The following is a 26,060-nucleotide window of genomic DNA, read 5'->3' as shown; positions in this document are numbered from 1 at the left end:
CCCATCGCGATACGCCAACGCCACCAACCGGGAGGACCGCACATGGCCATCGATATCGATGAGGTGATCAAGGCCCTGGCCCATCCGGTGCGCCGCGACATCCTGCACTGGTTGAAGGAGCCCCAGGCCTATTTCGCCGATCAGGAACACCCGCTGGCATTCGGCGTGTGCGCCGGCAAGATCGTTCAACGCACCGGCCTGTCGCAGTCGACGGTATCGGCGCACCTGGCGACCCTGCAACGGGCACAACTGGTGAGCAGCCGGAAAGTCGGCCAGTGGCACTTCTTCCAGCGCAACGACAGCACCATCCAGGCGTTCCTGCGACACCTCGACCAAGAGTTGTAGTGCCGCGCCCTATCCCAACTTCCTGAGTTTGCCCTCAGCCCATGCCCCTGACGGAGGATTACCCATGCCTACGCTTTTCGACCCGATCAAGATCGGCGAGCTGGAACTCGCCAACCGCGTCATCATGGCGCCGCTGACCCGCTGCCGCGCCGACGAGGGCCGCGTGCCCAATGCCCTGATGGCCGAATACTACGTACAGCGCGCCTCGGCCGGCCTGATCATCAGCGAAGCCACCGCGGTCACCCCCATGGGCGTCGGCTACCCGGACACCCCGGGCATCTGGTCGGCCGAGCAGGTGCGCGGCTGGAGCAACATCACCAAGGCCGTTCACGGCCACGGCGGCAAGATTGTCCTGCAGCTGTGGCACGTGGGGCGCATTTCCGATCCGCTGTACCTGAACGGCGAACTGCCGGTGGCGCCGAGCGCGGTCCAGCCCGCCGGCCACGTCAGCCTGGTGCGTCCGACCAAGGCGTTCGTCACCCCGCGCGCCCTGGAGACCGAGGAGATCGCCGACATCGTCGAGGCCTATCGACTCGGCGCGGAAAATGCCAAGGCCGCCGGTTTCGACGGCGTGGAGATCCACGGCGCCAACGGCTACCTGCTCGATCAGTTCCTCCAGGACAGCACCAACCAGCGCACCGACCGCTACGGCGGCTCGATCGAGAACCGTGCACGACTGCTGCTGGAGGTCACCGATGCGGCCATCGAAGTCTGGGGCGCCGGCCGGGTCGGCGTGCACCTGTCGCCGCGGGCGGACGCTCACGACATGGGCGACTCCAACCGCGCCGAGACCTTCGGCTACGTCGCCCGGGAGCTGGGCAAGCGCGGAATCGCCTTTGTCTGCGCCCGCGAGCAGGAAGGCGACGACAGCCTGTCGCCCGGCCTCAAGCAGGCCTTTGGCGGCGTGTTCATCGCCAACGAGCGCTTCACCAAGGCGCAGGCCGACACCTGGCTGGCCGAGGGCAAGGCCGACGCCGTGGCCTTCGGCATCCCCTTCATCGCCAACCCCGACCTGCCGGCCCGTCTGCAACAGGACGCGCCGCTCAACCAGCCGCAGGCGCAGACCTTCTACGGCCAGGGCCCGGTCGGCTATATCGACTACCCGCGGCTGTAACGCCAGCCACAAAAAAGCCCGCAGCGATGCGGGCTTTTTCGTAGCGGCGGACTTCAGCGCGCGTCGATCTGCGCCTGCAGGTTCTGGATCTGCGCCTGCAGGGTGCTGATGTTGCGGGTCATCTGGGCGCGGAAGGCATCGAACTCGGCGGTGTTGCTCTTCGGCGCCGGGCGGTTCTCCAGGTCGCTCTTGAGCACCAGGATATCCTGCTCCAGGCGGCCGATGGCCTGGTTCGGGTTGCCCATCTTCTTCAGCGCCGCCACCTCCTCATTCAGGCTCTTGAGCTGACCTTCGAGCTTGCCCAGGCCGCTCTGGGCGCCCTTCAGCGCGGCCAGCTCGCTCTTCAACGCCGCCTGCGCGCCGCTCAGGCTCTTCAGCGACGCCTCGAACTGGCCCGTTGCGCCCTGCTGGCTCTTCAACGCGGCCGCCAGCTGCTCGATGCGCTTGTCACGATCGCCGGACTGGCCGGCAGCCCCCTGCTGCAGCTTGCCCACCTCCGCCAGCCTGGTTTCCAGCTGCTTGACCTGCAGTTTCAGGGCCTCGCTGCCGGTGGTGACGGTCGACTCGGTGGCCACCACCTTGCCGGAAATGTCCTGGATCCGCCCGGCGGCCTCCTCGCTGATACGGGCGAAACTCTCCTGGGTGGCGACCAGTTGCTGTTCCATCAGGCTGATCTGCTGGAAGCTCCACCAGCCGAGACCGCCCAGGGCGATGGTCAGCGCGCCGACCAGGGCCCACAGCGGTCCGGTACTGGCGCCCTTGGCCGGGGCCGGCGCAGCGCGGCCATGGGCCGGCGCGCGCGCCGCCGCGGGATGATCGGCATCGAATTCATCGCGATCCCGTGAATCGGGGGTCAGGCTGGGCACATCATCGAATTCGTCGTGGGCATCGTTACGCATGGGTCAACCTTCAAGAAACATCGAGGGAGCGAAATGCCGCGCAGTATACCGTTTCGCGCGCGGCGCTTCAGCGCCGCGCCAGACCGGTGCGCCGCGCACCACCCGGGGGCGCGCCTTCGCCCCTGCCGCCCGCGCCGAGCACGCCGTAGCGCCCCTCGCCGAACGGGTACGCCGCTTGCTCTGACGCCTGGGCGACAGGCGCGACGAACGGCAGCCCGCCAGCGTCACCCACCGGGAACGAAGCATGGAACTCAACCGCGACATCTTGGACTGCATGAAGACCCTGCGCCGCCGGCTGCGCGCGGAGCAGGCGCTGGACATCCGCCTGAGCCCGGCCGATGCCTCACAGCGCATCTACCGCGGCCAGCGCCTGCCCGCCTGAACGGCGGTCAGCCGGGGTGGTGGGCCTTCCACCACTGGCAGAATTCATCCAGTGCGGTCCACAGGCTGACCTGGGGCTCGTAGTCCAGGTACTCGCGGGCGCGCCCGATATCCAGGGAGAAGTCCTTGGCCATCATCGCCACGCCCAGGCGGAACAGGGTCGGTTCCGGGCGTCCGGGCAGCAGCCGGCAGACGCCCTCGTTGAGCGCCGCCGCGCCATAGGCCAGGGCATAGGGCAGGTGCCGCTGCACCGGCGGCAGGTCGAGGCCGCGCAACACGTAGTTGACCGCATCCCACAGCGGCACCGGCGCGCCGTTGCTGATGTTGTAGGCCTTGCCGAGGGCCGGACCGGCGGCCAGCAGCGCGCTGAACAGGGCATCGTTGAGATTGGCCATGCTGGTGAAGTCGACCTTGTTCAGGCCATTGCCGATGATCGCCAGGCGGCCCTTGCGCTGCATGTTGATCAGGCGCGGGAAGATGCTGGTGTCGCCCGCCCCGGTCACCGAGCGTGGCCGCAGCGCCAGCACCTCCAGGCCGAATTCCTGGGCGCCGAACACCTGCTGCTCGGCCAGGTATTTGGTCTTGCCGTAGTGATCGAAGAAGCGCTTGGGCACCTGCTCTTCGCTGATTCCCACATGAGCGCGGCCGTCGAAGTAGATGGACGGCGACGACAGGTGCACCAGGCGCCGCACCTGCTGCTTCAGGCACGCCTCGACGATGTTTTCGGTCACCTGCACATTGGCCTGGTGAAAGTCCGCGTAGCGCCCCCAGACGCCCACGGCACCGGCGCAGTGCACCACCGCCTCGACGTCGTGGCACAGGCGCTGGGCCAGTGCGGCGTCGCCCAGGTCGCCCTGGATGAACTCGGCGCCGCGTTTGACCAGGTGCTCGACCCCGTCAGGCCGGCGCCCATTGACCCGCACCGCGAGCCCCTGCTCCAGGGCGAAACGCGCGAAGCGACCGCCAATGAACCCGCTTGCCCCGGTAACCAGTATCTTCATCGCCCCGCTCCATCGCTCTCGACCCGTGGCGCACTCTAGCAGCGCCCTGCCCGGCCCGCCCGCTCCAACTGCGACTCGGTGCCCGGCCTGTGCTGGCGGGCGCGGCGGCCCCTGCGCCGAGAGCGACTAGGCTGTAAGCCAGACACCTCGACAGGAGCCCCGCATGGCCAAGCGACACTGGATGATCTACGGCGCCAATGGCTACACCGGCCAGCTGCTGGCCAGCGAAGCGCAGCGCCAGGGGCTCGCGCCGATACTGGCCGGCCGCAACCCGGCGGCGGTGCACGCCCTGGGCAGCCGGCTCGGCCTGGACTGCCGGATCTTCGACCTCCAGCACGGCGAGCGAGCCCGCGAGGCGCTGGCCGACGTGGCCGTGGTCGCCCACTGCGCCGGCCCGTTCTCGGCCACCAGCCTGCCGATGCTCCAGGCCTGCCTGGCCAGCCAGACCCACTACCTGGACATCACCGGCGAAATCGACGTGTTCGAAACGGCCCACGGCTTCGACCAGCGGGCCCGCGAGCTGGACCTGGTGATCTGCCCCGGGGCCGGCTTCGACGTGATTCCCAGCGACTGCCTGGCCGCCTGCCTGCATCAGGCGCTGCCCGATGCCAGCCACCTGGCGCTGGGCTTCGACAGTGCCAGCGGACTGTCGCCGGGCACCGCCAAGACCGCCGTGGAAGGTCTCGGCCTCGGTGGCAAGGTGCGGCGCGACGGCCTGATCACCGACGTACCGCTGGGGCACCGGCGCCGCCGCATCGATTTCGGCCGCGGCAGCACGCCGGCGGTGACCATCCCCTGGGGCGACGTGGCGACCGCCTACTACTCCACGGGTATCGGCAATATCGAGGTGTACCTGCCGGCACCGGCGGCGCTGGCCGTCGGCATGCGCCTGGCCGACCCGCTACGCCCGTTGCTCAGCCGTCGCGCGCTGCAGGGCTGGCTCAAGGGGCTGGTGGAAAAACGCGTGCAGGGCCCCGACCCGCGCAGCCGCAGCGAGCGCCGCACCTGGCTCTGGGGCGAAGCGCGCAACAGCGACGGGACAGTCAGGACCGCTCGCCTGGAGACCGCCAACGGCTACGAGGTGACCGTGCACGGCATGCTCCTGGCAGTGGCTCATCTGCTCGACTACGTCGGCCCCGGCGGCTACTTCACCCCCTCGCAACTACTCGGCCCACGCTGCGTGGAGCAGCTGCCCGGCTCGGGAAAAATCCTTGTCTCCTGAGCGGACGATGACGCTGTTGCACCGTTAGCCGGCGATCGGAACCAGACGCGCCCGCGTGGCCCGCTGCAGATGACGGGTGAGGCTCGCCAGCAGCTCGCCACCGCTGCGCCAGTGGTGCCAGTACAAGGGGACATCCAGCGGCCGCTCGGGCAGCACCTCCACCAGCGCGCCGCTCACCAGCTCGCGCTCGACCTGCAACTCGGGCACCAGGCCCCAGCCGAAGCCCGCGCAGGCCAGGCGCACGAAGCCCTCGGACGAGGGGCAGAGGTGGTGGACGAAGCCCCCCTCGACGCCAAGCGCCGCCAGGTAGCGGTGCTGCAGCAGGTCGTCCGGGCCGAAGACGATGGCCGGCACCCGCGCCAGCTGTTGCGCCTCGACCCCCGCGGGAAAATGCCGGGCGATGAAGCCCGGGCTGGCCAGGGCCCGGTATCGCATGGCCCCCAACGGCAGCGAACGGGCGCCGGCCAGCGGACGCTCGGCGGCGCAGACGCACGCGGCCACCTCGCCGGCGCGCATGCGCTTAAGGCCCACCTCCTGATCCTCCACCACCAGATCCAGCAGCACCTGCTGCTCGGCGCAGAACTCGCTCACCGCCCCCGCCCACCAGGTGGCCAGGCTGTCGGCATTGAGGGCGATGCGCAGGCGTTCCGGCAGCCGCCCCTCGTCCAATTCAGGGACCTGGCCCTGCAGGTCGCGTTCGAGCAGGCGCACCTGTTGCACATGATTGAGCAGACGCCGGCCGATTTCCGTCGGCGTCGGCGGCGTCGCCCGTACCAGCACCGGCTGACCGACCCGCGCCTCGAGCAGCTTGATCCGCTGCGACACCGCCGACTGGGACAACCCCAGCACCTGGGCGGCGCGCTCGAAGCCGGCCTGCTCCACCACGGCGGCCAGGGCCGCCAACAGCTTGTAGTCGAACAAATCAATTTTCCTAATGAGCAATCAGCATTATTGGTTTTTCTTATACAACCAGACGCAGCAGACTGGCCACCTCCCCAGCCGACTTTTCGAGGAACAGAACATGGCCGGCGAAACCTCGCTCCCTACCCTGCTGCGCCACATGAGCCCCGTGCTCAACGACGGCGACTATGTGTTCTGCTGCCTGCGCGACGCCCACTTGCTGGCCGAGCTGCAACCGCTCGGCAGCTTTCGCGAACGCGAGGGCCTGAGCCTGATCCTGCCGCGCCAGCAGGCCGATCAGGCTGGCCTGAGCTACGACTACCGCGCCGCCTGGATCACCCTCGAGGTGCACTCGTCGCTCGCCGCAGTCGGCCTTACCGCGGCGGTGTCTGCCGCCCTGGCCGAGCAGAACATCAGCTGCAATGTGGTCGCCGGCTACTACCACGACCACCTGTTCGTCGCCCAGGCGGATGCCCAGCGCGCCATGGCGGCCCTGCGGCAACTGGCGCAGCAGGCGGAGTGACTGACATGTGGCAAAGCTATAGCAACGGCATGCTGGTCGCGATCGGCCTGATCATGGCGATCGGCTCGCAGAACGCCTTCGTCCTGGCCCAGAGCCTGCGCCGCGAACATCACCTGCCGGTGGCCCTGCTGTGCATGTTCTGCGACGCACTGCTGGTCAGCGCCGGAGTCTTCGGCCTGGCCGCGGCGCTGAGCCAGAGCCCGCTGCTGCTGGGCATCGCCCGCTGGGGCGGCGCCGCCTTCCTGCTCTGGTACGGTGCCCAGGCGCTGCTGCGCGCCTGGCGCCCGCAGGCGCTGGACGCCGGCGGCCAACAGGCACCGCGGTCGCTGCGCCGGGTATTGCTGGCGACCCTGGCGGTGACCCTGCTCAACCCCCACGTCTACCTGGACACCGTGCTGCTGATCGGCTCGCTCGGCGCCCAGCAGCCGCTGCCCGGCGCCTATGCCCTGGGGGCGGCCAGCGCGTCGATGATCTGGTTCTTCGCCCTGGCCCTTGGCGCGGCCTGGCTGGCCCCCTGGCTCGCGCGCCCGACGACCTGGCGGCTGATCGACCTGGGCGTGGCGGCGATGATGTTCGCCATCGCCCTGCAACTCATCATTGACCGCTGAGTCATCCTAAGCCCCCAGGACACCCGGGCCGTGCCGAGTCGAGGCCCTGGCATCGGCTTTCCCACACAGTTGCTGCGTGGTTATGCCAGGGGGCCGGTGCTATGATCCCCGGTCTGCGGCACAAGGAGTCGAAACTCCCGCCGCTTGTCTGGCCGCCCGTGATCGGCCTCGCGCACACCGCACCTGACCTGAGAAAGGAGATAAACCATGGCTTTCGAATTGCCGCCGCTGCCGTACGAGAAGAACGCCCTCGAGCCGCACATTTCCGCCGAGACCCTGGAGTTCCACCACGACAAGCACCACAACACCTACGTGGTGAACCTGAACAACCTGGTGCCGGGCACCGAGTTCGAAGGCAAGACCCTGGAAGAGATCGTCAAGACCTCCTCGGGCGGCATCTTCAACAACGCCGCACAGGTCTGGAACCACACCTTCTACTGGAACTGCATGAGCCCGAACGGCGGCGGTCAGCCGACCGGTGCCCTGGCCGACGCGATCAACGCGGCTTTCGGTTCCTTCGACAAGTTCAAGGAAGAGTTCAGCAAGGTTTCCATCGGCACCTTCGGCTCCGGCTGGGGCTGGCTGGTGAAGAAGGCCGACGGCTCCCTGGCGCTGGCCAGCACCATCGGTGCAGGCTGCCCGCTGACCAGCGGCGACACCCCGCTGCTGACCTGCGACGTCTGGGAACACGCCTACTACATCGACTACCGCAACCTGCGTCCGAAGTACGTCGAGGCGTTCTGGAACCTGGTCAACTGGGACTTCGTAGCCAAGAACTACGCTGCCTAAGACCTCGCGTCCGCGCACAAGAAACCCGGCTGATGCCGGGTTTCTTGCGTTTACAGGGGAGCAAAACAGGCAGGCGCCGGCGCCACTCGCTGCGACCAGGCGCTCCAATGCCGACAATGTGGCGCAATCGTGATGACGCCTGCGTGCGGATATGGCACCGTTGCCATTCAAGCTCTCACCCCTGCGCGCCGACACAGCTCACGTGGGTAGGCAGTTGGCCTGGCGATCATTCCTCGCCCCGGCTATAGGCGATTCGACATCACGGCCCTTTGACGGCCACCGCGAGATTGCCAATACTCACCCACGGCCTGACGCCTCTGGCATCGCACAAGGAATCGCCATTTGAAGTTGGAACTCCAGAACAGCCTGTCATTGAAGCTGCTCCGCGTCGTGCTGCTCTCGGCCCTGGCCGTCGGTGTGGTGCTGAGCTGCGCACAGATCGTCTTCGACGCCTACAAGACCCGACAGGCCGTGGCCAGCGATGCCCAACGCATCCTTGGCATGTTCCGCGACCCTTCCACCCAGGCGGTCTACAGCCTGGATCGCGAGATGGGCATGCAGGTCATCGAAGGCCTGTTCCAGCACGAATCGGTGCGCATGGCCGCCATCGGCCACTCCGACGAACCCATGCTCGCGGAGAAAGCCCGCGAAGCGTTGCAGCTGCCGACCCGCTGGCTGACCGACCCGATTCTCGACCGGGAACAGAGCTACTCCATCCGCCTGGTCGGCCGCGGCCCCTACAGCGAATATTACGGCGACCTCAATATCACCCTCGACACCGCCCTGTACGGCCAGAACTTCGTCACCAGCTCGGTGGTGATCTTCATCTCCGGCGTGCTGCGCGCGCTGGCCATGGGCCTGGTGCTGTACCTGGTCTATCACCTGCTGCTGACCAAGCCGCTGTCGAAGATCATCGATCACCTGAGCCGCATCAATCCGGACCGACCGAGCGAGCACAAGCTGCCCATGCTCAAGGGCAACGAGAAGAACGAGCTGGGGCTGTGGATCAGGACCGCCAACCAGCTGCTGGAATCCATCGAGCGCAACACCCACCTGCGCCGCGAAGCGGAAAGCAGCCTGCAGCGCATGTCCCAGCACGACTTCCTCACCGGACTGCCCAACCGCCAGCAACTGCAGCAGCAGCTCGATCAGATTCTCGAGGACGCCGGCCGCCGCCAGCGCCGGGTGGCCGTGCTGTGCGTCGGCCTGGACGATTTCAAGGGGATCAACGAACAGTTCAGCTACCAGACCGGCGACCAGCTGCTGCTCGCCCTGTCCGATCGCCTGCGCAGCCACAGCGGTCGCCTCGGCGCCCTGGCGCGCCTGGGCGGCGACCAGTTCGCCCTGGTCCAGGCCGACATCGAGCAGCCCTACGAAGCGGCCGAGCTGGCACAGAGCGTACTGGACAACCTGGAGGCGCCCTTCACCTTCGACGAGCAGGAAGTCCGTCTGCGCGCGACCATCGGCATCACCCTGTTCCCGGAGGACGGCGACAGCACCGAGAAGCTGCTGCAGAAGGCCGAGCAAACCATGACCCTGGCCAAGAGCCGCTCGCGCAACCGCTACCAGTTCTATATCGCCAGCGTCGACAGCGAGATGCGCCGGCGCCGCGAGCTGGAAAAGGACCTGCGCGAGGCCCTGCCGCTGAAGCAGTTCGAGCTGGTCTATCAGCCCCAGGTGGACTACCGCGACCACCGGGTGGTCGGCGTCGAGGCCCTGTTGCGCTGGCACCATCCGCAGCACGGCCCGATACCGCCGGACCTGTTCATCCCCCTGGCGGAACAGAATGGCACCATCATCTCGATCGGCGAATGGGTGCTCGATCAGGCCTGCCGGCAGCTGCGCGAGTGGCATGACCAGGGCTTCGACGAGCTGCGCATGGCGGTCAACCTGTCCACCGTGCAGCTGCACCACGCCGAGCTGCCGCGGGTGGTCAACAACCTGATGCAGGTCTATCGCCTGCCGTCGCGCAGCCTGGAGCTGGAGGTTACCGAGACCGGCCTGATGGAGGACATCCACACCGCCGCCCAGCACCTGCTCAGCCTGCGCCGCTCCGGCGCGCTGATCGCCATCGACGACTTCGGTACCGGCTACTCCTCGCTGAGCTACCTCAAGAGCCTGCCGCTGGACAAGATGAAGATCGACAAGAGCTTCGTCCAGGACCTGATGGACGACGAAGACGACGCCACCATCGTGCGCGCCATCATCCAGCTCGGCGCCAGCCTGGGCATGCAGGTGATCGCCGAAGGGGTGGAGACCATCGAACAGGAGAACTACATCATCGCCCAGGGCTGCCACGAAGGTCAGGGCTACCTCTACAGCAAGCCCCTGCCGCCGCGCGAACTGACCCAGTACCTCAAGCAGTCCCGCCGCGTCGCCAGCCCGGCGAACCCGGCCACGCTCTGAGCGCCAGCGGGCGCCCTGCCTATTCCTGGGCGCACCGAGCGCCCTGGCGGACGCCCGGTGAATGGCGTCCGAACCCAGCGCTCACTAGGCCAGCAAGGCGTTCAGCAGCCAGGTCGTCGCCAGCGCTCCCGCCACACAGAGCAGCGCGCCGCCGGCGGCCTGCCAGTAGAACTGCCGGGCCAGCTCGTCCTCCCCGGCGCAGGCGAGAATGAACGGCTGCGCCTCGCGCGGCTTGCCCATTTGGTGCTGGGCCGGCCGCTGACTGTGCTGGCGATGGCGCTCCTCCGCCTCGAGCTGCGCGGCCAGGCGCACGCGATTCCACTCCCGCTCGTCCAGCTGGCCGTTACGATCGCCGTCAAAGCGCTGCAGAAGACCGGCGAAATCGCCCTTCCATTCGCGAATCACCGCGCCCTGAGCCGCGCCCAGGTCCAGGCCCTGGCGGCCGCCGCCACTGCTGCGAAATTCGCCGATGGCATAGAGCGGCTGGCCGCCGTGCAATCGTTCCTCGCTGTAGCGATAGCGCTTGCCACTGTCCAGCCAGCCCTTCCAGCCCGTTTGGGCCGGGCCTCGCGGGTGACGCAGGTTGCCTCGCCAGACCTCGCGGGACGAGGGCCGGACTTCCGCGCCGCGCGGATCGATCAGGCATTGGCCGGTGCCGTCATCGAGCAACAGCCAGCCCTCGCTGCAGCCGCGCTCGACCACCCGCCAGGTGCGCTTGTCGTCGTCGCCGCAATACTCCTCGATCTTGAAGCGCCACCATAGGCACGGTTTGCCGGTCAGCGGCGCGACTATCGCGGTGTCCGCCTGCTCGCGCAGCACGCCATAGAACTCGACATAACCCTGGGCGGCCGAGCGGATCTTCGAGGTCGGGGTATCCAGCAGGTGGCGGGCCTGACTCAGCCGGCGCAGGCTCCACCAGCCGCCACCGACCGTCGCGGCGAGGCTGAACGCCAGGCCGATCAGCGATTCTTCGAACGACACGGCTCAGCCGAACAGGGTCTTGAGGTCGACGTCGGCCTTCTCCGCGTCGCTGAACTGCAGCAGTTCGGCACTCCTGAAGGCGAAGAAGCGCGCGATCAGCACGTCGGGGAACTGCTCGATGCGCACGTTGTTCAGGTTGACCGCCTCGTTGTACAGCTCGCGGCGATCGGCGATGCCGTTCTCCAGGCCGCTGATGCGTTGCTGCAGGTGCTGGAAGCTGTCGTTGGCCTTGAGCTCCGGGTAGTTCTCGGCCAGGGCGAACAGCTGTCCCAGTCCGGCGCGCAGACCGCTCTCGGCCCTGCCCAGGGCGCTCACATCGTGCTGCTCGCGGGCGCTGGCCACGGCGCTGCGGGCGGCGATCACCCGTTCCAGGGTGGTGCGCTCGTGCTGCATGTACTGCTTGCAGGTCTCCACCAGCTTGGGCAGTTCTTCATGACGCTGCTTGAGCAGCACATCGATATTGGCCCAGGCCTTGCCGACGCCGTGCTTGAGGCGCACCAGGCCGTTGTAGAGGATCACCCCATAGGCGGCGACCAGGGCCAGGATGACGAAAAAGGCGACGCTGCTGAGGCTCATGCGGTGTTCTCCATAACGACTGCAGATGGGGTTCGTGGCGGCATTCTAACGGCATCGGTCGCGAAACGCGGAGACCCGGCGCACGGGTTTTTTGCCAGTGCGGGGCAATATCCCTTTGCTCTTAATGCAAATCTTTCGCATTATGTTGTCGTTTTCGCGCACAGCCGCCCCTTCTCAAACCTCTCGACCTATAAGGATGTCGTCATGATTCGTCTGCCCCTGGCTTCCGCCAGCCTGCTGGCCATCGCCATCTCCCTCGCCGGTTGCGGCGAAGACCAGGCCGCTACCACGCAAGCTGCCGTTCCCGCCGCCAACGCCGCGGTAGCCAAGGCCAGCCCGATCGACGCCGCCGCCGGCAAGGCCGTGGTCAGCCATTACGCCGACCTGGCCCTGGCCGTGTTCAGCGACGCCGCCAGCACCGGCCAAGCCCTGCAGCAGGCCATCGATGCCCTGCTGGCCGACCCGACCCCGGCCACCCTGCAGGCCGCCCGCGAAGCCTGGCTGGCCGCCCGCGTGCCCTACATGCAGAGTGAAGTGTTCCGCTTCGGCAATGCCGTGGTCGATGATTGGGAAGGCCAGCTCAACGCCTGGCCGCTGGACGAGGGCCTGATCGACTACGTCGCCAGCGACTACCAGCATGCCCTGGGCAACCCCGGCGCCAGCGCCAACATCATCGCCAACCGCGAGATCCAGGTCGGCGAGGACAAGCTCGATGTCAGCCAGATCACCCCGCAGACCCTGGCCAGCCTCAACGAACTGGCCGGCTCCGAAGCCAACGTCGCCACCGGCTACCACGCCATCGAATTCCTCCTCTGGGGCCAGGACCTGAACGGCAGCAACCCCGGCGCCGGCGAGCGCCCGGCCAGCGACTTCCTGGTCGGTGAAGGCGCCACCGGCGGCCACAACGAGCGCCGTCGCGCCTACCTGAAGGCCGCGGCCGAGCTGCTGGTCGCCGACCTGGAGGAGATGGTCGGCCAGTGGCAAGCCGGCGTGGCCGACAACTACCGCGCCAGCCTGGAGGCCGAGTCGGCCGAGAACGGCCTGCGCAAGATGCTGTTCGGCATGGGCAGCCTGTCCCTCGGCGAACTGGCCGGCGAGCGCATGAAGGTCGCCCTGGAAGCCAACTCCACCGAGGACGAGCACGACTGCTTCAGCGACAACACCCACAACTCGCACTTCTACAACGCCAAGGGCATCCGCAACGTCTACCTGGGCGAGTACCGCAAGGTCGACGGCACCACCCTGAGCGGCCCGAGCCTGTCCACACTGCTGGCCAAGGTCGATGCCGAGACCGACAGCAGCCTGAAGGCCAAGCTGCAGGCCACCGAAGCCAAGCTGCAAATCCTGGTCGACAGCGCCGAGCAGCACGACCAGCACTTCGACCTGCTGATCGCCGCCGATAACAGCGAAGGTCAGCAGATCATCCGCGACGCCATCGCCGCCCTGGTGGCGCAGACCGGCGCCATCGAGCAGGCCGCCGGCAAGCTGGGCATCGGTGACCTCAACCCGGACACCGCCGAACACCAGTTCTAAGCTGACGGCAGACCAACAGGCCGATGCGCTCGCCGAGCGCATCGGTTTTTCTGTGTCTGGCGGCCTAGAAGTCGGGTGCGACCATTTGCCCAAAGAATAAATGCAAATCTCTCTTATTTAGGTTACGCCTCACTGTTAAGATGGTCCGCCCGAATCTGCCGCCGCGGACCCGTTCGATGCCTTCCCTGCTTTCCCGCCTGCCCGCCCTGCTTAGCCTGCTGCTCATCTGCTTCCTGAGCGCCTGCGACCAGTCACCACGCTTTACCCAGGCCGAGCCCGGCGAAGCCCTGTCCGGCGGCGCCGCCACGGTGTTCAAGGCCGATCACAATGCCTATTCCCTGCCCTCGGCCAACCTGCCGCCCTCGCGCCGCCTGGACTTCAGTGTCGGCAACAGCTTCTTTCGCAACCCCTGGGTGATCGCCCCCTCGACCACCCTCGCCCGCGACGGCCTCGGGCCGCTGTTCAACACCAACGCCTGCCAGAACTGCCACATCAAGGACGGTCGCGGTCACCCGCCGGCCGCCGACGCCCTCAGCGCCGCCTCGCTGCTGGTGCGCCTGTCGGTGCCGGCCGGCGCCGAGCACGCTGAAGTCCTCAAGCGCCTGGGCGTGGTGCCAGAGCCGACCTATGGCGGCCAGCTGCAGGACATGGCCAACCCCGGCATCGCCGCCGAGGGCAAGGTGCGCTTCGCCTACGAGCCGCAGACCATCCGCTTCGCCGATGGCCATGTGGTCGAACTGCGTCGCCCGCACCTGCAGATCAGCCAGCTCGGCTACGGCCCGCTGCACCCGGACACCGAGTTCTCCGCGCGCATCGCCCCGCCGATGATCGGCCTGGGCCTGCTCGAGGCCATTCCCGAGGCCGCGCTGCTGGCCAACGCCGACCCGGACGACGCCGACGGCGACGGCATTTCCGGCCGGCCCAACCGGGTCTGGGACGACGCCGCGCAAGGCACGGTGCTCGGCCGCTTCGGCTGGAAGGCCGGACAACCCAATCTCAACCAGCAGAACGCCCATGCCTTCGCCGGCGACATGGGCCTGACCAGCAGCCTGCTGAGCGCCGATGGCTGCACGGCGCGGCAGCTCGACTGCCGCAACGCCCGCCATGGCGGCGAGCCGGAGGTGAGCGACAGCATCCTCGCCAGCGTGCTGTTCTACAGCCGCAACCTGGGCGTGCCGGCCCGGCGCCGGGTCGACGATCCCCAGGTGCTGGCCGGCAAGGGTCTGTTCCACCAGGCCGGCTGCCAGGGCTGCCACACGCCGGCGTTTACCACCGCGGCGGATGCCGCCGAGCCGGAGCTGGCCGACCAGACGATTCGCCCCTACAGCGACCTGCTGCTGCACGACATGGGCGAGGACCTGGCCGACCACCGCCCGGAGTTTCTCGCCTCGGGCCGCGAATGGCGCACGCCGCCGCTGTGGGGCATCGGCCTGACCGAGACGGTCAATGGCCACACCCAGTTCCTGCATGACGGCCGCGCGCGCAACCTGCTCGAGGCCATCCTCTGGCACGGCGGCGAAGCCGAAGCGGCCAAGCAGGAAGTCCTCACCTTCGACGCCGAGCAGCGCGACGCGCTGCTGGCCTTCCTGAACTCGCTGTAAGGAGTCGCCCATGATCCGCTCGCCCCTCACCCTTGCCCTGCTGAGCCTGGCACTCAGCGCCTGCTCGCCCAGCGACCCGCAGCAACAGGTCAGCCGCGCGCTGGTCGACGGTGTATTGCTGCCGAGTTACAGCAGCTGGACCGAAGCCGACCGCCAGCTCGCCGCCAGCGCCCAGGCCTTCTGCGCCGGCGAGCAGGACCTGAGCGCCGCCCGCCAGGCGTTCCTGACGGCCCAAGCCGCCTGGGCCGGGCTGCAACCGCTGCAGATCGGTCCGCTGGCCGAGGGCAACCGCGCCTGGCAGGTGCAGTTCTGGCCGGACAAGAAGAACCTGGTGGCGCGCCAGGTGGGCGCGCTGCTCGAGCGCAAGCCGCAACTCACCCCCGCCGACCTGGACAAGTCCAGCGTGGTCGTCCAGGGCCTGACGGCCTACGAATACCTGCTGTTCGACGCCGGCATCGACCTCAATGACCCGCAGCAGAGCGCCCGCTACTGCCCGCTGATGACAGCCATCGGCCAGCACCAGCAGGCGCTGGCCGCTGACGTGCTGGCGCGCTGGCAGGCCGCGGACGGCATGGCCGAGCAGCTCAAGGCCTTCCCCAATGCCCGCTACGCCGACGCCGGCGAAGCCGTGGCGGAACTGCTGCGCACCCAGGTCAATGCCCTCGATGGCCTGAAGAAGAAGCTCGGCACGCCGCTCGGCCGGCAGAGCAAGGGGCAGCCGCAGCCCTACCAGGCCGAGGCCTGGCGCAGCGGCGCCAGCCTGGCCAGCCTCGCCGCCGGACTGGCCAGCGCCGAGCAGCTCTGGCAGGGCAGCGCGGACGACGGCCTGCAGCAGTTGCTGGGCAACGAGCACAGCGCCCTGGGCGCGCGCCTCGATGCCGCCTACGCCGAGACCCGCCAGCGCCTGGCCGCCCTGCAGCGTCCGCTCGCCGAGTTGCTCGCCGAGGACGCCGGCCGCGCCGAGCTCAACGCCCTGTACGACAGCCTGAGCACCCTGCACCGTCTGCACGAGGCCGAGCTGGCCAAGGCGCTCGGCATCCAGCTGGGTTTCAACTCCCACGACGGCGACTGAGGCGCAGCTTCGATGAAACGCAGAGCCTTCCTCGGCCTCGGTGCCGCCGCCCTGGCTGCCGGTGCCTTCGCCGGCTGGCAACTGATCGACAACGGTCAGCAGCCCCTGCTGCTGTCGGCCCGCGACGATGCCCAGGGTCGCCACTATGCCGTCGGCTACCGCCTCGATGGCCGCCAGGCGTTTGCCACCGCGGTCGGCGAACGCTGCCACGACGTGGTGCCCCATCCCAGCTTGCCCCTGGCCCTGTTCGTCGGCCGCCGGCCGAGCACCCGGAGCTACCTGATAGACACCCGCGACGGGCGCCTGCTGCAGACCCTGAACTCGCCGGCGCACCGGCACTTCTACGGCCACGCGGTGTTCCACCGCGGCGGCGACTGGCTGTACGCCACCGAGAACGACACCCGCGACCCCGGCCGCGGGGTGATCGGCGTCTACCGCCTGCAGGGCGAGCGCCTGCAGCGTAGCGACGAGCTGTCCAGCCACGGCCTCGGTCCCCATCAGCTGCTCTGGCTGCCGGACGGCGAAACCCTGGTGGTGGCCAACGGCGGCATCCGCACCGAGGCCGACAGCCGGGTGGAGGTGAACCTGGACACCATGGAGTCCAGCCTGGTGCTGCTGGCGCGCGATGGCCGCCTGCTGAGCAAGGAGCAGCTGGCCGACCGACAGAACAGCGTGCGCCACCTGGCGGTGGCCGCCGACGGCACCATCGTCAGCGGCCAGCAATACATGGGCGACGTCGGCGACGCGGCGCCACTGCTGGCGATCAAGCGCCCGGGCCGGGCCTTCCAGGCCTTTCCCCTGGGCGAGGCGCAACGCCTGGCGATGACCCAGTACACCGCCAGCCTGGCGATTCACAGCGAGCTGCGCCTGCTGGCATTGACCGCCCCACGGGGCAATCGATTCTTCGTATGGGACCTGGACAGCGCCGAACTGCGCCTGGACGTGCCGATGCCGGACTGCGCCGGGGTCGGCGCGGTGGCCGACGGCTTCGTGGTCAGCTCCGGGATCGGTCGATGCCGCCTGTTCGATTGCCGCCAGGCCCCAATCGTCGGCCGTCCACTGGAGCTGCCGGCCGGCCTGTGGGACAACCACCTGCGCCTGGCCTAGTCGCGCAGCGCGACCTATCGCCGCAGGCCGACAAAAGGACTCAAGAACGGTTGCTGCGGGCCGACAGTCCCCAGTAAGGTTCCCGCACCTCGCTCTACGTCACATGGATGTCATAGTTGCCCGCTAGCCTGGACGCCGCGGCTACTGCCCTCCATCCGCTGACCCGAGATCTCGACCATGTCCTTGCAACGCTCACTGCGCGCCCGAATCCTCAGCCTGCTCGGCGGCAGCCTGCTGCTGACCCTGCTGATCGCCCTGGCCTGCTTTTCCTTCCTCTCCAGTGGCGTGCAGTCCTACCGCGACCTGATTGACGGCACCTTGCATGCCTCACGCCTGGTGGACAGCGCCAACCTCGAGTTCAAGGTGCAGGTGCAGGAGTGGAAGAACGTGCTGCTGCGCGGCAAGAACCCGGCCGACCTGAACAAGTACTGGGGCCAGTTCCAGGCCCAGGAAAGCAAGGTGCAGGAAATCCTCGGCGAGCTGCTGCGCAGCCCGGAAATCCAGCAGGACCCGGCATTGAAGGGCCAGGTGGAGCGCCTGCGCAGCGAGCACCGCAACATGGGCGGCGCTTATCGCCAGGGCCATGACGCCTTCGTCTCCGCCGGGGGCGATGCGGCCGCCGGCGACGCCGCGGTCAAGGGCATCGACCGGGCCGCCAGTGAGCAGATGAGCACCCTGGTGCAACAGCTTGGCCAGCGTGGCCAGGCCCAGTCGGCCGCCATCAGCGCCTCGGTCGAGCGCACGGTGCAACTGGGCCTGCTGGTGTTGCTGCTGTCGAGCCTGTTGATCGGCCTGTTCAGCCTGTGGCTGGTCAACCGCAACCTGATCGAGCCGATTCGCCAGCTGATCGAGCACATCGCCCAGCTCAGCCGTGGCAACCTGGGGCAGCGGGTCGATGCCAGCCGCCAAGACGAACTCGGGCGCCTGGCCACGGCGGCCAACACCCTGCGCGACTTCCTCGCCGAAACCTTCGGCCACCTGCAGCGCAGCAGCGCCAACCTGGACGGTGCCAGCGGCGAACTCAACGCCATCGCCGCGTTGATGGCCGAAGGCTCGCGCAAGCAGTTCTCGCGCACCGACCAGGTTGCCACGGCGATGCACGAGATGTCCGCCACCGCCCAGGAGGTGGCCCGCCATGCCGCCGAGGCGGCCCGCGCCGCGGACGATGCCGATCATTCGGCGCAACAGGGCGAGCAGGTGATGCGCGCCACCATCGAGACCATTACCGGCATGCGCGGCGAGATCGCCAGCACCGCCGAGGTGATCCGCCGGCTGGAAGAGGACAGCAGCCGCATCGGCAAGGTCCTGGAGGTAATTCGCGGAATCGCCGAGCAGACCAACCTGCTGGCCCTCAACGCTGCCATCGAGGCCGCCCGTGCCGGCGAGCAGGGCCGTGGTTTCGCCGTGGTCGCCGACGAGGTGCGCACCCTGGCGCAGCGCACCGCCGAATCCACCGCGGAGATCAATCAGATCATCGAGACGGTACAGACCGGCGCGGTCAATGCCGTGCGCGCCATCGAGAACGGGCAGAACCGCAGCGAGGCCGGCGTCACCCAGGTCACCGAAGCCGGGGCCATGCTGCAACGCATCACCGGCGCGGTGGAGGCGATCCGCGACATGAATCGGCAGATCGCCACCGCCGCCGAGGAACAGACCTCGGTGGCCGAGGACATCTCGCGTAATCTCACCGAAATCACCGCCATTGCCACGGCCAACCAGGACAACGTCCAGCGCACCGAGGCCGCCAGCCAGAACCTGCATGGCCTGGCCGGCCAGCTGGGCGAGGTGACCCAGCGGTTGCGCGCCTAAGCGCCGCCGCCGCGGCTGCAACGTGCGTCGCGTTGCAGCCGCCACTTTCCCCTCCCCGCCCCTTGCAAGACTTTGCACAGGCAGCGTTTTGACTTGCTCGCACCGTTGGGACTAAGGTGCCCGTCTAGCCTATTCCCAGGCCCCATCTGCCCTGCCAAGGAACCGGAATATGTTGCTCCGCCGCATGCTCATCATGCTGGGCGTCGTCGCCCTCGTGGTGCTCGCCCTCGCCGCCTATAAAGGCCTCAGCATCTACCAGCAGGTGCAGCAATTCGCTGCGCCGCAACCGGCCATCAGCGTGGCTGCCAAGGCCGCCAGCGAGCAGCCCTGGCAGAGCCGCCTGCCGGCCATCGGCACGCTCAAGGCCTATCAGGGCGTCGACCTGACCGTGGAGGTCGGCGGCATCATCCGCGAGGTGCTGTTCCGCTCCGGCGAAAAGGTCACCCAGGGCCAGGCCCTGCTGCAGATGGACGATCAGGTCGAGCGGGCCAACCTGGCCACCGCCGAAGCCGAGCTGGGCCTGGCCCGCGTCGAGCTCAAGCGCGGCCGCAGCCTGGTCAGCCGTTCGAACATCTCCAGGAGCGAGTTCGACCGCCTCTCCGCCGAAGAGCAGAAGGCCAGCGCCAGCGTCGCCCAGTTGCAGGCGCAACTGGCGAAGAAACGCATCCTCGCGCCCTTCGCCGGCGCCATCGGTATCCGCCAGGTGGATGTCGGCGACTACCTGTCGCCCGGCGCCGATATCGCCACCCTGCAGGACCTGTCGAAACTGCATGTCGACTTCTTCCTCCCCGAGCAGGCCGTGCCCAGGCTGGCGATCGGCGAGCGGGTCCGCCTGAGCGTCGCCGCTTACCCCGGCGAGGTGTTCGAGGGCGAGATCGCCGCGATCAACCCGAAGGTCGAGGACACCACCCGCAACGTGCAGGTACGCGCCACCCTGGACAACCAGGACGACAAGCTGCTGCCGGGCATGTTCGCCAACCTCGAAGTCCTGCTGCCCGGCGAGTCGCTGCAGGTGGTGGTGCCGGAGACCGCCATCACCTACACCCTGTATGGCAATTCGGTGTACGTGATCGGCGAGATACAGGATGAAGACGGCCAGCCGGTGCAGGATGAGCAGGGCCAGCCGCAGCTGGTGGTGGAGCGGCGCTTCGTCAAGACCGGCGAGCGCCGTGACGGCCAGGTGGTGATCCTCGAGGGCCTGCAGCGCGGCGAACAGGTGGTCACCGCCGGCCAGCTCAAGCTGGACAACGGCGCCCACGTCAGCCTCGCTGCAGACCGGGCCGACGCCTCCAGCTCGGCAGAAGCCGGGCAATAATCCGCCACCGGCGCAAAGGAACTTAGCCATGGCCTTTACCGACCCCTTCATCCGCCGCCCGGTGCTGGCCACCGTGGTCAGCCTGCTGATCGTCCTGCTCGGCCTGCAGGCGTTCAACAAGCTGACCGTACGCCAGTACCCGCACCTGGAAAACGCCCTGATCACGGTGACCACCGCCTACCCCGGGGCCAACGCCGAGACCATCCAGGGCTATATCACCCAGCCCCTGCAGCAGAGCCTGGCCAGCGCCGAGGGCATCGATTACATGACCTCGGTGAGCCGGCAGAACCTGTCGATCATCTCCATCTATGCACGCATCGGCGCCGACAGCGACCGGCTGTTCACCGAGCTGCTGGCCAAGGCCAACGAGGTGAAGAACCAGCTGCCGCAGGAAGCCCAGGACCCAGTGCTGAGCAAGGAAGCGGCCGGCGCCTCGGCGCTGATGTACATCAGCTTCTTCAGCGACGAGCTGAGCAACCCGCAGATCACCGACTACCTCTCAAGGGTGATTCAGCCGAAGCTGGCGACCCTCCCTGGCATGGCCGAGGCGGAGATCCTCGGCAACCAGGTGTTCGCCATGCGCCTGTGGCTCGACCCGGTGAAGATGGCCGCCTATGGCGTCACCGCCAGCGACGTCAACGATGCCGTGCGCCAGTACAACTTCCTCGCCGCCGCCGGCGAAGTGAAGGGACAGTACGTGGTCACCAGCATCAACGCCGAGACCGACCTCAAGACCCCCGAGGCCTTTGCCGCCATTCCGCTGAAGACGGTCGGTGACAGCCGGGTGCTGCTGCGCGACGTGGCGCGGGTGGAGATGGGCGCGGAGAACTACGACTCGCTCAGCTCCTTCGACGGCATCCCGTCCGTGTACATCGGCATCAAGGGCACGCCCAGCGCCAACCCGCTGGACGTGATCAAGGAGGTGCGCGGCATCATGCCGGAGCTGCAGGCCCAGCTGCCGCCCAACCTCGAGGTATCGATCGCCTACGACGCCACCCAGTTCATCCAGGCCTCGATCGACGAGGTGCTGAAGACCCTGGGCGAGGCGGTGCTGATCGTCATCGTGGTGGTGTTCCTGTTCCTCGGCGCCTTCCGCTCGGTGCTGATCCCGGTGATCACCATCCCGCTGTCGATGATCGGCGTGCTGTTCTTCATGCAGCTGATGGGCTACTCGATCAACCTGCTGACCCTGCTGGCCATGGTGCTGGCCATCGGCCTGGTAGTGGACGATGCCATCGTCGTGGTGGAGAACATCCATCGCCATGTCGAGGAAGGCAAGACGCCGTTCGACGCGGCCCTGGAGGGCGCCCGGGAGATCGCCGTGCCGGTGGTGTCGATGACCATCACCCTGGCCGCGGTCTACGCGCCGATCGGCTTCCTCGAAGGGCTCACCGGTGCGCTGTTCAAGGAGTTCGCCCTGACCCTGGCCGGCGCGGTGATCATCTCCGGCATCGTCGCCCTGACCCTGTCGCCGATGATGTGCGCCAAACTGCTGCGCCACGACGAGAACCCGAGTGGCCTGGCGCACCGCCTGGACCTGCTGTTCGAGCGCCTCAAGCAGCGCTACCAGCGCGCCCTGCACGGCACCCTCGACACCCGCCCGGTGGTGCTGGTGTTCGCCGTGATCGTCATGGCCCTGATCCCAGTAATGCTGCAGCCAATGTTCACAAAAAGCGAGCTGGCCCCGGAGGAAGACCAGGGCATCATCTTCATGATCGCCAACGCGCCGCAGCCGACCAACCTGGAGTACCTGAACCGCTACACCGACGAGTTCGTGGAAATCTTCAAGGAGTTTCCCGAGTACTATTCGTCGTTCCAGATCAACGGCTTCAGTGGCGTGCAGTCGGGCATCGGCGGCTTCCTGATGACCCCGTGGGACGAGCGCGAACGCACCCAGATGGAGATTCTGCCCGAGGTCCAGGGGCGCCTCAGCCAGATCCCCGGGTTGCAGATCTTCGGCTTCAACCTGCCGTCCCTGCCCGGCACCGGCGAGGGCCCGCCGTTCCAGTTCGTGATCAACACGCCCAACGACTACGAGTCGCTGCTGCAGGTGGCCGAGCGGGTCAAGGCGCGGGCGCTGGAGTCGGGCAAGTTCTACTTTCTAAATGTCGACCTGGCCTTCGACAAGCCGGAAGTTGTGGTGGAGATCGACCGGCAGAAGGCCGCGCAGATGGGCGTGTCCATGCAGGACCTCGGCCTGACCCTGGCCAGCCTGCTCGGCGAGGGCGAGATCAACCGCTTCACCATCGACGGACGCAGCTACAAGGTGATCGCCCAGGTGGAGCGCGCCTACCGCGACAACCCGGGCTGGCTCGGCAGCTACTACGTGAAGAGCGAGAGCGGCGCGCTGCTGCCGCTGGCGACCCTGGTGACGGTCAGCGACCGTGCCCGGCCGACCCAGCTCAACCAGTTCCAGCAGCTCAACTCGGCGACCATCCAGGGCGTGCCTGCAACCGATAGAGGAGTCAGCATGGGCGAGGCCATCGACACCGTGCGGCAGATCATGGCCGAGGAGGCGCCGGCCGGCTTTGCCGCCGACTATGCCGGCGCGGCGCGCCAGTACATCCAGGAGGGCAGCGCCCTGTACCTGACCTTCGGCCTGGCCCTGGCACTGATCTTCCTGGTGCTGGCGGCGCAGTTCGAGAGCTTCCGCGACCCGCTGGTGATCCTGGTGACCGTGCCGCTGTCGATCTGCGGCGCCCTGGTGCCGCTGTTCCTCGGCCTGTCGACCATGAACATCTACACCCAGGTCGGCCTGGTGACCCTGATCGGGCTGATCACCAAGCACGGCATCCTGATCGTCGAGTTCGCCAACCAGCTGCGCCGCAACAAGGGTCTGTCGCGCCGCGCCGCGGTGGAAGAAGCCGCGGCGATCCGCCTGCGCCCGGTGCTGATGACCACCGCCTCGATGGTCTTCGCCATGCTGCCGCTGATCCTCGCCAGCGGTGCCGGCGCGGTGAGCCGCTTCGACATCGGCCTGGTGATCGCCACCGGCATGACGGTGGGTACCCTGTTCACCCTGTTCGTGCTGCCCTGCGTCTACAGCCTGCTGGCCAGGCCCGACCCCGAGCCCATCGCCGAGGCTACCCCCGCGCGCTGAGCCTCGACACTGAAAAGCCCCGCCAATGCGGGGCTTTTCAGTTCAGGCGCGGACAGCACCAGACAACGCCTCAACCGCGCGGCCCCAGGCCCTGGCTCATGCTGAACAGGAACAACAGCAGGTCGTGGTCCGGCCTGACCTCGGCGGCCGGCTGCGGCTTGGGCGGCAGCGGGCAGTAGCCCAGCCCGTTATGGGTCAGCACCTCGGGGGTCGGCTCCTGCCAGGCCGCGGCCGCGAGTGAGGCCACGGCCAGTGCTGCGGCAAGAAACAAACCTCGAGCGATTTCTAGTTTCATCACTGCAACCTCTTGATAGCGCTGCCAAACGCTGTTCAGCAACACTAGACCAGAGCACACCGACTGGTCGCCTTCGTCGACAAACGGTCGTGATTCGTCACGCTGCGACCGCTGGGCCACACATCCGACGTCGGTAAACCGATCAACGCCGTCGATCGCCAGGGGCCGCGCCAGGACAATCGCCACGGCGACCATACCGGCCCCTTCCTGGGCGCCGAAAAAAGAAAACCCCGCGACAAGCGCGGGGTTTTCGTTACAGCTCAGGGTGCCGGGTGGCTTACATCATGCCGCCCATACCGCCCATGCCGCCCATGCCGCCCATGTCAGGCATGGCCGGTGCCTTGTCGTCGACCACTTCGGCGATCATCGCCTCGGTGGTGATCATCAGGCTGCCGATGGAAGCGGCGGCCTGCAGCGCGGAACGGGTGACCTTGGCCGGATCGAGGATACCCATCTCGATCATGTCGCCGTACACACCGGTAGCAGCGTTGTAGCCGTAGTTGCCTTCGCCCTGCTTGACCTTGTCGACCACGACGCTCGGCTCGTCGCCGGCGTTGGCAACGATCTGGCGCAGCGGCGCTTCGACAGCGCGGCGCAGCAGTGCGATACCGACGTTCTGGTCTTCGTTCTCGCCCTTCAGCTCGCTGATGGCCTGCAGTGCGCGCACCAGGGCAACGCCGCCGCCAGGCACCACGCCTTCTTCCACCGCGGCACGGGTAGCGTGCAGGGCGTCTTCAACGCGGGCCTTCTTCTCTTTCATCTCGACTTCGGTACCGGCGCCGACCTTGATCACCGCAACACCGCCGGCCAGCTTGGCCAGACGCTCTTGCAGCTTCTCTTTGTCGTAGTCGGAGCTGGTGTCTTCGACCTGCTTGCGGATCTGCGCAACGCGGGCTTCGATGTCCACCTGCTGACCAGCGCCGTCGATGATGGTGGTGTTTTCCTTGCTCAGGACCACACGCTTGGCGTTACCCAGGTGCTCCAGGGTGGCGCCTTCCAGGCTCAGGCCGACTTCTTCGCTGATCACGGTACCGCCGGTGAGGATGGCGATGTCCTGCAGCATGGCCTTGCGACGATCACCGAAGCCCGGTGCCTTGACGGCAGCGACCTTGACGATGCCGCGCATGTTGTTGACCACCAGGGTGGCCAGCGCTTCGCCTTCGACGTCTTCAGCCACGATCAGCAGCGGACGACCGGCCTTGGCGACAGCTTCCAGCACCGGCAGCATTTCGCGGATGTTGGAGATCTTCTTGTCGACCAGCAGGATCAGCGGGGTTTCCAGTTCGGCAACCATGGTGTCCGGCTTGTTGATGAAGTACGGCGACAGGTAGCCGCGGTCGAACTGCATGCCTTCCACGACCGACAGTTCGTTTTCCAGGCCCGAGCCTTCTTCAACGGTGATCACGCCTTCCTTGCCGACCTTTTCCATGGCTTCGGCGATGATGTCGCCGATGGAGGTGTCGGAGTTGGCGGAGATGGTGCCGACCTGAGCGATGGCCTTGCTGTCAGCGCACGGCTTGGACAGCTGCTTCAGCTCCTTGACGATGGCGATGGTGGCCTTGTCGATACCGCGCTTCAGGTCCATCGGGTTCATGCCGGCAGCGACGGCCTTCAGGCCTTCGTTGACGATGGCCTGAGCCAGAACGGTGGCGGTGGTGGTGCCGTCACCGGCCTCGTCGTTGGCCTTGGACGCGACGTCCTTGACCAGCTGGGCGCCCATGTTCTCGAAGCGATCCTTCAGCTCGATTTCCTTGGCCACGGAGACGCCGTCCTTGGTGATGGTCGGAGCACCGAAGCTCTTCTCCAGCACCACGTTGCGGCCTTTCGGGCCGAGGGTGGCTTTGACCGCGTCGGCCAGGACGTTGACGCCGGCGAGCATCTTCTTGCGGGCGGAATCGCCGAATTTGACTTCTTTAGCTGCCATGGTGATTGATCCTCAATTCTTTGACGGTTAAACGGAGATTCGCGGGAATCAGGCTTCGATGACGGCGAGGATTTCGCTCTCGCCCATCACCAGCAGGTCTTCGCCGTCGACCTTGATGGTGTTGCTGCCGGAGTACGGGCCGAACACCACCTTGTCACCGACCTTGACGGCCAGCGCGCGGACTTCGCCGTTGTCCAGTACGCGACCGGTGCCGACGGCGACGATCTCGCCCTGGTTCGGCTTCTCGGCAGCGGAGCCCGGCAGCACGATGCCACCCGCGGTCTTGGTTTCTTCTTCGCTGCGACGGATCACGACGCGGTCATGCAGGGGACGAAGCTTCATTGTCGATCTCTCCCAATAGGTTGTTTTCATCGGCCGGTGTTTTCACCGGCAGGTTAGCAAAGTCCGGCGGTGCCGGTTGCGTTGCGAAGTGCCGCGTACGACCGATTGTTCAACCGACCACCCGAGACACTCGGCACAACGCAGAAATCTGTTCTGCCGATACCGACAGAAAACCTTGCGGTGACCGCTACATAAGGGCGTACAAGGGGATTTCAAG

The 26,060-nt window shown here is 67.3% G+C and carries 23 protein-coding genes; 15 read left to right on the top strand and 8 right to left on the bottom strand.

The window, feature by feature from the left end:
- The first annotated feature begins 42 nt into the window (after positions 1-42).
- Positions 43-345, top strand: coding sequence for an ArsR/SmtB family transcription factor (locus tag KDW96_RS17125; RefSeq protein ID WP_255837421.1), 303 nt, complete (start codon positions 43-45; stop codon positions 343-345).
- 64 nt (positions 346-409) lie between these two features.
- Positions 410-1,459 carry an alkene reductase gene (locus KDW96_RS17120; RefSeq protein WP_255837420.1) on the top strand — a complete coding sequence of 350 codons (1,050 nt, stop codon included), beginning with the start codon at positions 410-412 and terminating at the stop codon, positions 1,457-1,459.
- A gap of 53 nt (positions 1,460-1,512) precedes the next feature.
- Here the strand turns inward: KDW96_RS17120 and KDW96_RS17115 are convergent, their stop codons facing one another.
- Positions 1,513-2,358 carry an ATPase gene (locus KDW96_RS17115; RefSeq protein WP_255837419.1) on the bottom strand — a complete coding sequence of 282 codons (846 nt, stop codon included), beginning with the start codon at positions 2,356-2,358 and terminating at the stop codon, positions 1,513-1,515.
- A gap of 244 nt (positions 2,359-2,602) precedes the next feature.
- On the opposite strand from KDW96_RS17115, the gene KDW96_RS17110 reads away from it, so the two are divergent.
- Positions 2,603-2,740 (top strand): hypothetical protein, encoded by a 138-nt coding sequence (locus tag KDW96_RS17110; RefSeq protein ID WP_255840624.1) that lies wholly within the window; start codon positions 2,603-2,605, stop codon positions 2,738-2,740.
- Between the two features lie 7 nt (positions 2,741-2,747).
- On the opposite strand, the gene KDW96_RS17105 is transcribed toward KDW96_RS17110, so the two are convergent.
- A complete protein-coding gene (locus KDW96_RS17105) occupies positions 2,748-3,740 on the bottom strand; it encodes an NAD-dependent epimerase/dehydratase family protein (RefSeq protein WP_255837418.1) in 993 nt (330 codons plus the stop codon).
- Between the two features lie 163 nt (positions 3,741-3,903).
- On the opposite strand from KDW96_RS17105, the gene KDW96_RS17100 reads away from it, so the two are divergent.
- Positions 3,904-4,962 carry a saccharopine dehydrogenase family protein gene (locus KDW96_RS17100; RefSeq protein ID WP_255837417.1) on the top strand — a complete coding sequence of 353 codons (1,059 nt, stop codon included), beginning with the start codon at positions 3,904-3,906 and terminating at the stop codon, positions 4,960-4,962.
- A 24-nt stretch (positions 4,963-4,986) separates the two neighbouring features.
- Here KDW96_RS17100 and KDW96_RS17095 read toward each other — a convergent pair whose 3' ends face one another.
- Entirely contained in the window at positions 4,987-5,889 is a 903-nt protein-coding gene (locus KDW96_RS17095) for a LysR family transcriptional regulator ArgP (protein ID WP_255840555.1), read from the bottom strand.
- A gap of 94 nt (positions 5,890-5,983) precedes the next feature.
- Between KDW96_RS17095 and KDW96_RS17090 the strand changes: the two genes are divergently transcribed.
- The 4 genes from KDW96_RS17090 (at position 5,984) to KDW96_RS17075 (ending at position 10,188) form a co-directional block, all read left to right on the top strand.
- Entirely contained in the window at positions 5,984-6,385 is a 402-nt protein-coding gene (locus tag KDW96_RS17090) for an ACT domain-containing protein (protein ID WP_255837416.1), read from the top strand.
- A gap of 5 nt (positions 6,386-6,390) precedes the next feature.
- On the top strand, positions 6,391-6,993 hold the full coding sequence (locus KDW96_RS17085; RefSeq protein WP_255837415.1) for a LysE/ArgO family amino acid transporter: 603 nt from the start codon (positions 6,391-6,393) through the stop codon (positions 6,991-6,993).
- Between the two features lie 207 nt (positions 6,994-7,200).
- On the top strand, positions 7,201-7,782 hold the full coding sequence (locus tag KDW96_RS17080; RefSeq protein WP_255837414.1) for a superoxide dismutase: 582 nt from the start codon (positions 7,201-7,203) through the stop codon (positions 7,780-7,782).
- 342 nt (positions 7,783-8,124) lie between these two features.
- Positions 8,125-10,188: a putative bifunctional diguanylate cyclase/phosphodiesterase gene (locus KDW96_RS17075; RefSeq protein ID WP_255837413.1), complete on the top strand. Its 2,064-nt coding sequence runs from the start codon at positions 8,125-8,127 to the stop codon at positions 10,186-10,188.
- Positions 10,189-10,272: 84 nt separating this feature from the next.
- On the opposite strand, the gene KDW96_RS17070 is transcribed toward KDW96_RS17075, so the two are convergent.
- Positions 10,273-11,169 (bottom strand): E3 ubiquitin ligase family protein, encoded by an 897-nt coding sequence (locus tag KDW96_RS17070; protein WP_255837412.1) that lies wholly within the window; start codon positions 11,167-11,169, stop codon positions 10,273-10,275.
- A 3-nt stretch (positions 11,170-11,172) separates the two neighbouring features.
- Positions 11,173-11,745, bottom strand: a complete 573-nt coding sequence (locus KDW96_RS17065) for a LemA family protein (RefSeq protein WP_255837411.1) — start codon at positions 11,743-11,745, stop codon at positions 11,173-11,175.
- Between the two features lie 204 nt (positions 11,746-11,949).
- On the opposite strand from KDW96_RS17065, the gene KDW96_RS17060 reads away from it, so the two are divergent.
- From KDW96_RS17060 to KDW96_RS17030, 7 genes are all read left to right on the top strand, one after another.
- Complete coding sequence (locus KDW96_RS17060; protein ID WP_255837410.1) at positions 11,950-13,278, top strand: imelysin family protein; 1,329 nt, start codon at positions 11,950-11,952, stop codon at positions 13,276-13,278.
- A gap of 176 nt (positions 13,279-13,454) precedes the next feature.
- On the top strand, positions 13,455-14,879 hold the full coding sequence (locus KDW96_RS17055) for a di-heme oxidoreductase family protein (RefSeq protein WP_255837409.1): 1,425 nt from the start codon (positions 13,455-13,457) through the stop codon (positions 14,877-14,879).
- Positions 14,880-14,889: 10 nt separating this feature from the next.
- A complete protein-coding gene (locus tag KDW96_RS17050) occupies positions 14,890-15,951 on the top strand; it encodes an imelysin family protein (RefSeq protein ID WP_255837408.1) in 1,062 nt (353 codons plus the stop codon).
- Positions 15,952-15,963: 12 nt separating this feature from the next.
- On the top strand, positions 15,964-17,058 hold the full coding sequence (locus KDW96_RS17045) for a DUF1513 domain-containing protein (protein ID WP_255837407.1): 1,095 nt from the start codon (positions 15,964-15,966) through the stop codon (positions 17,056-17,058).
- A gap of 720 nt (positions 17,059-17,778) precedes the next feature.
- The gene (locus KDW96_RS17040) at positions 17,779-18,867 is read left to right on the top strand and encodes a methyl-accepting chemotaxis protein (RefSeq protein WP_440447122.1); all 1,089 of its coding nucleotides are present in this window, start codon (positions 17,779-17,781) and stop codon (positions 18,865-18,867) included.
- Between the two features lie 169 nt (positions 18,868-19,036).
- Positions 19,037-20,182, top strand: coding sequence for an efflux RND transporter periplasmic adaptor subunit (locus KDW96_RS17035; RefSeq protein WP_255837405.1), 1,146 nt, complete (start codon positions 19,037-19,039; stop codon positions 20,180-20,182).
- Positions 20,183-20,210: 28 nt separating this feature from the next.
- Positions 20,211-23,282, top strand: a complete 3,072-nt coding sequence (locus KDW96_RS17030) for a multidrug efflux RND transporter permease subunit (RefSeq protein WP_255837404.1) — start codon at positions 20,211-20,213, stop codon at positions 23,280-23,282.
- 70 nt (positions 23,283-23,352) lie between these two features.
- On the opposite strand, the gene KDW96_RS17025 is transcribed toward KDW96_RS17030, so the two are convergent.
- From KDW96_RS17025 to KDW96_RS17015, 3 genes are all read right to left on the bottom strand, one after another.
- Positions 23,353-23,577: a hypothetical protein gene (locus tag KDW96_RS17025; protein WP_255840554.1), complete on the bottom strand. Its 225-nt coding sequence runs from the start codon at positions 23,575-23,577 to the stop codon at positions 23,353-23,355.
- A gap of 277 nt (positions 23,578-23,854) precedes the next feature.
- Positions 23,855-25,501 (bottom strand): chaperonin GroEL, encoded by a 1,647-nt coding sequence (gene groL / locus KDW96_RS17020; RefSeq protein WP_255837403.1) that lies wholly within the window; start codon positions 25,499-25,501, stop codon positions 23,855-23,857.
- Positions 25,502-25,549: 48 nt separating this feature from the next.
- Positions 25,550-25,843, bottom strand: coding sequence for a co-chaperone GroES (locus tag KDW96_RS17015; RefSeq protein WP_160343741.1), 294 nt, complete (start codon positions 25,841-25,843; stop codon positions 25,550-25,552).
- Positions 25,844-26,060: the final 217 nt, after the last annotated feature.

The organism is Pseudomonas benzenivorans (genome assembly GCF_024397895.1).
Taxonomy (GTDB): Bacteria; Pseudomonadota; Gammaproteobacteria; order Pseudomonadales; family Pseudomonadaceae; genus Aquipseudomonas; species Aquipseudomonas benzenivorans_A.
Note: the sequence above shows the minus strand (reverse complement) of the source record. Positions and strands in the feature narration are given on the sequence as shown.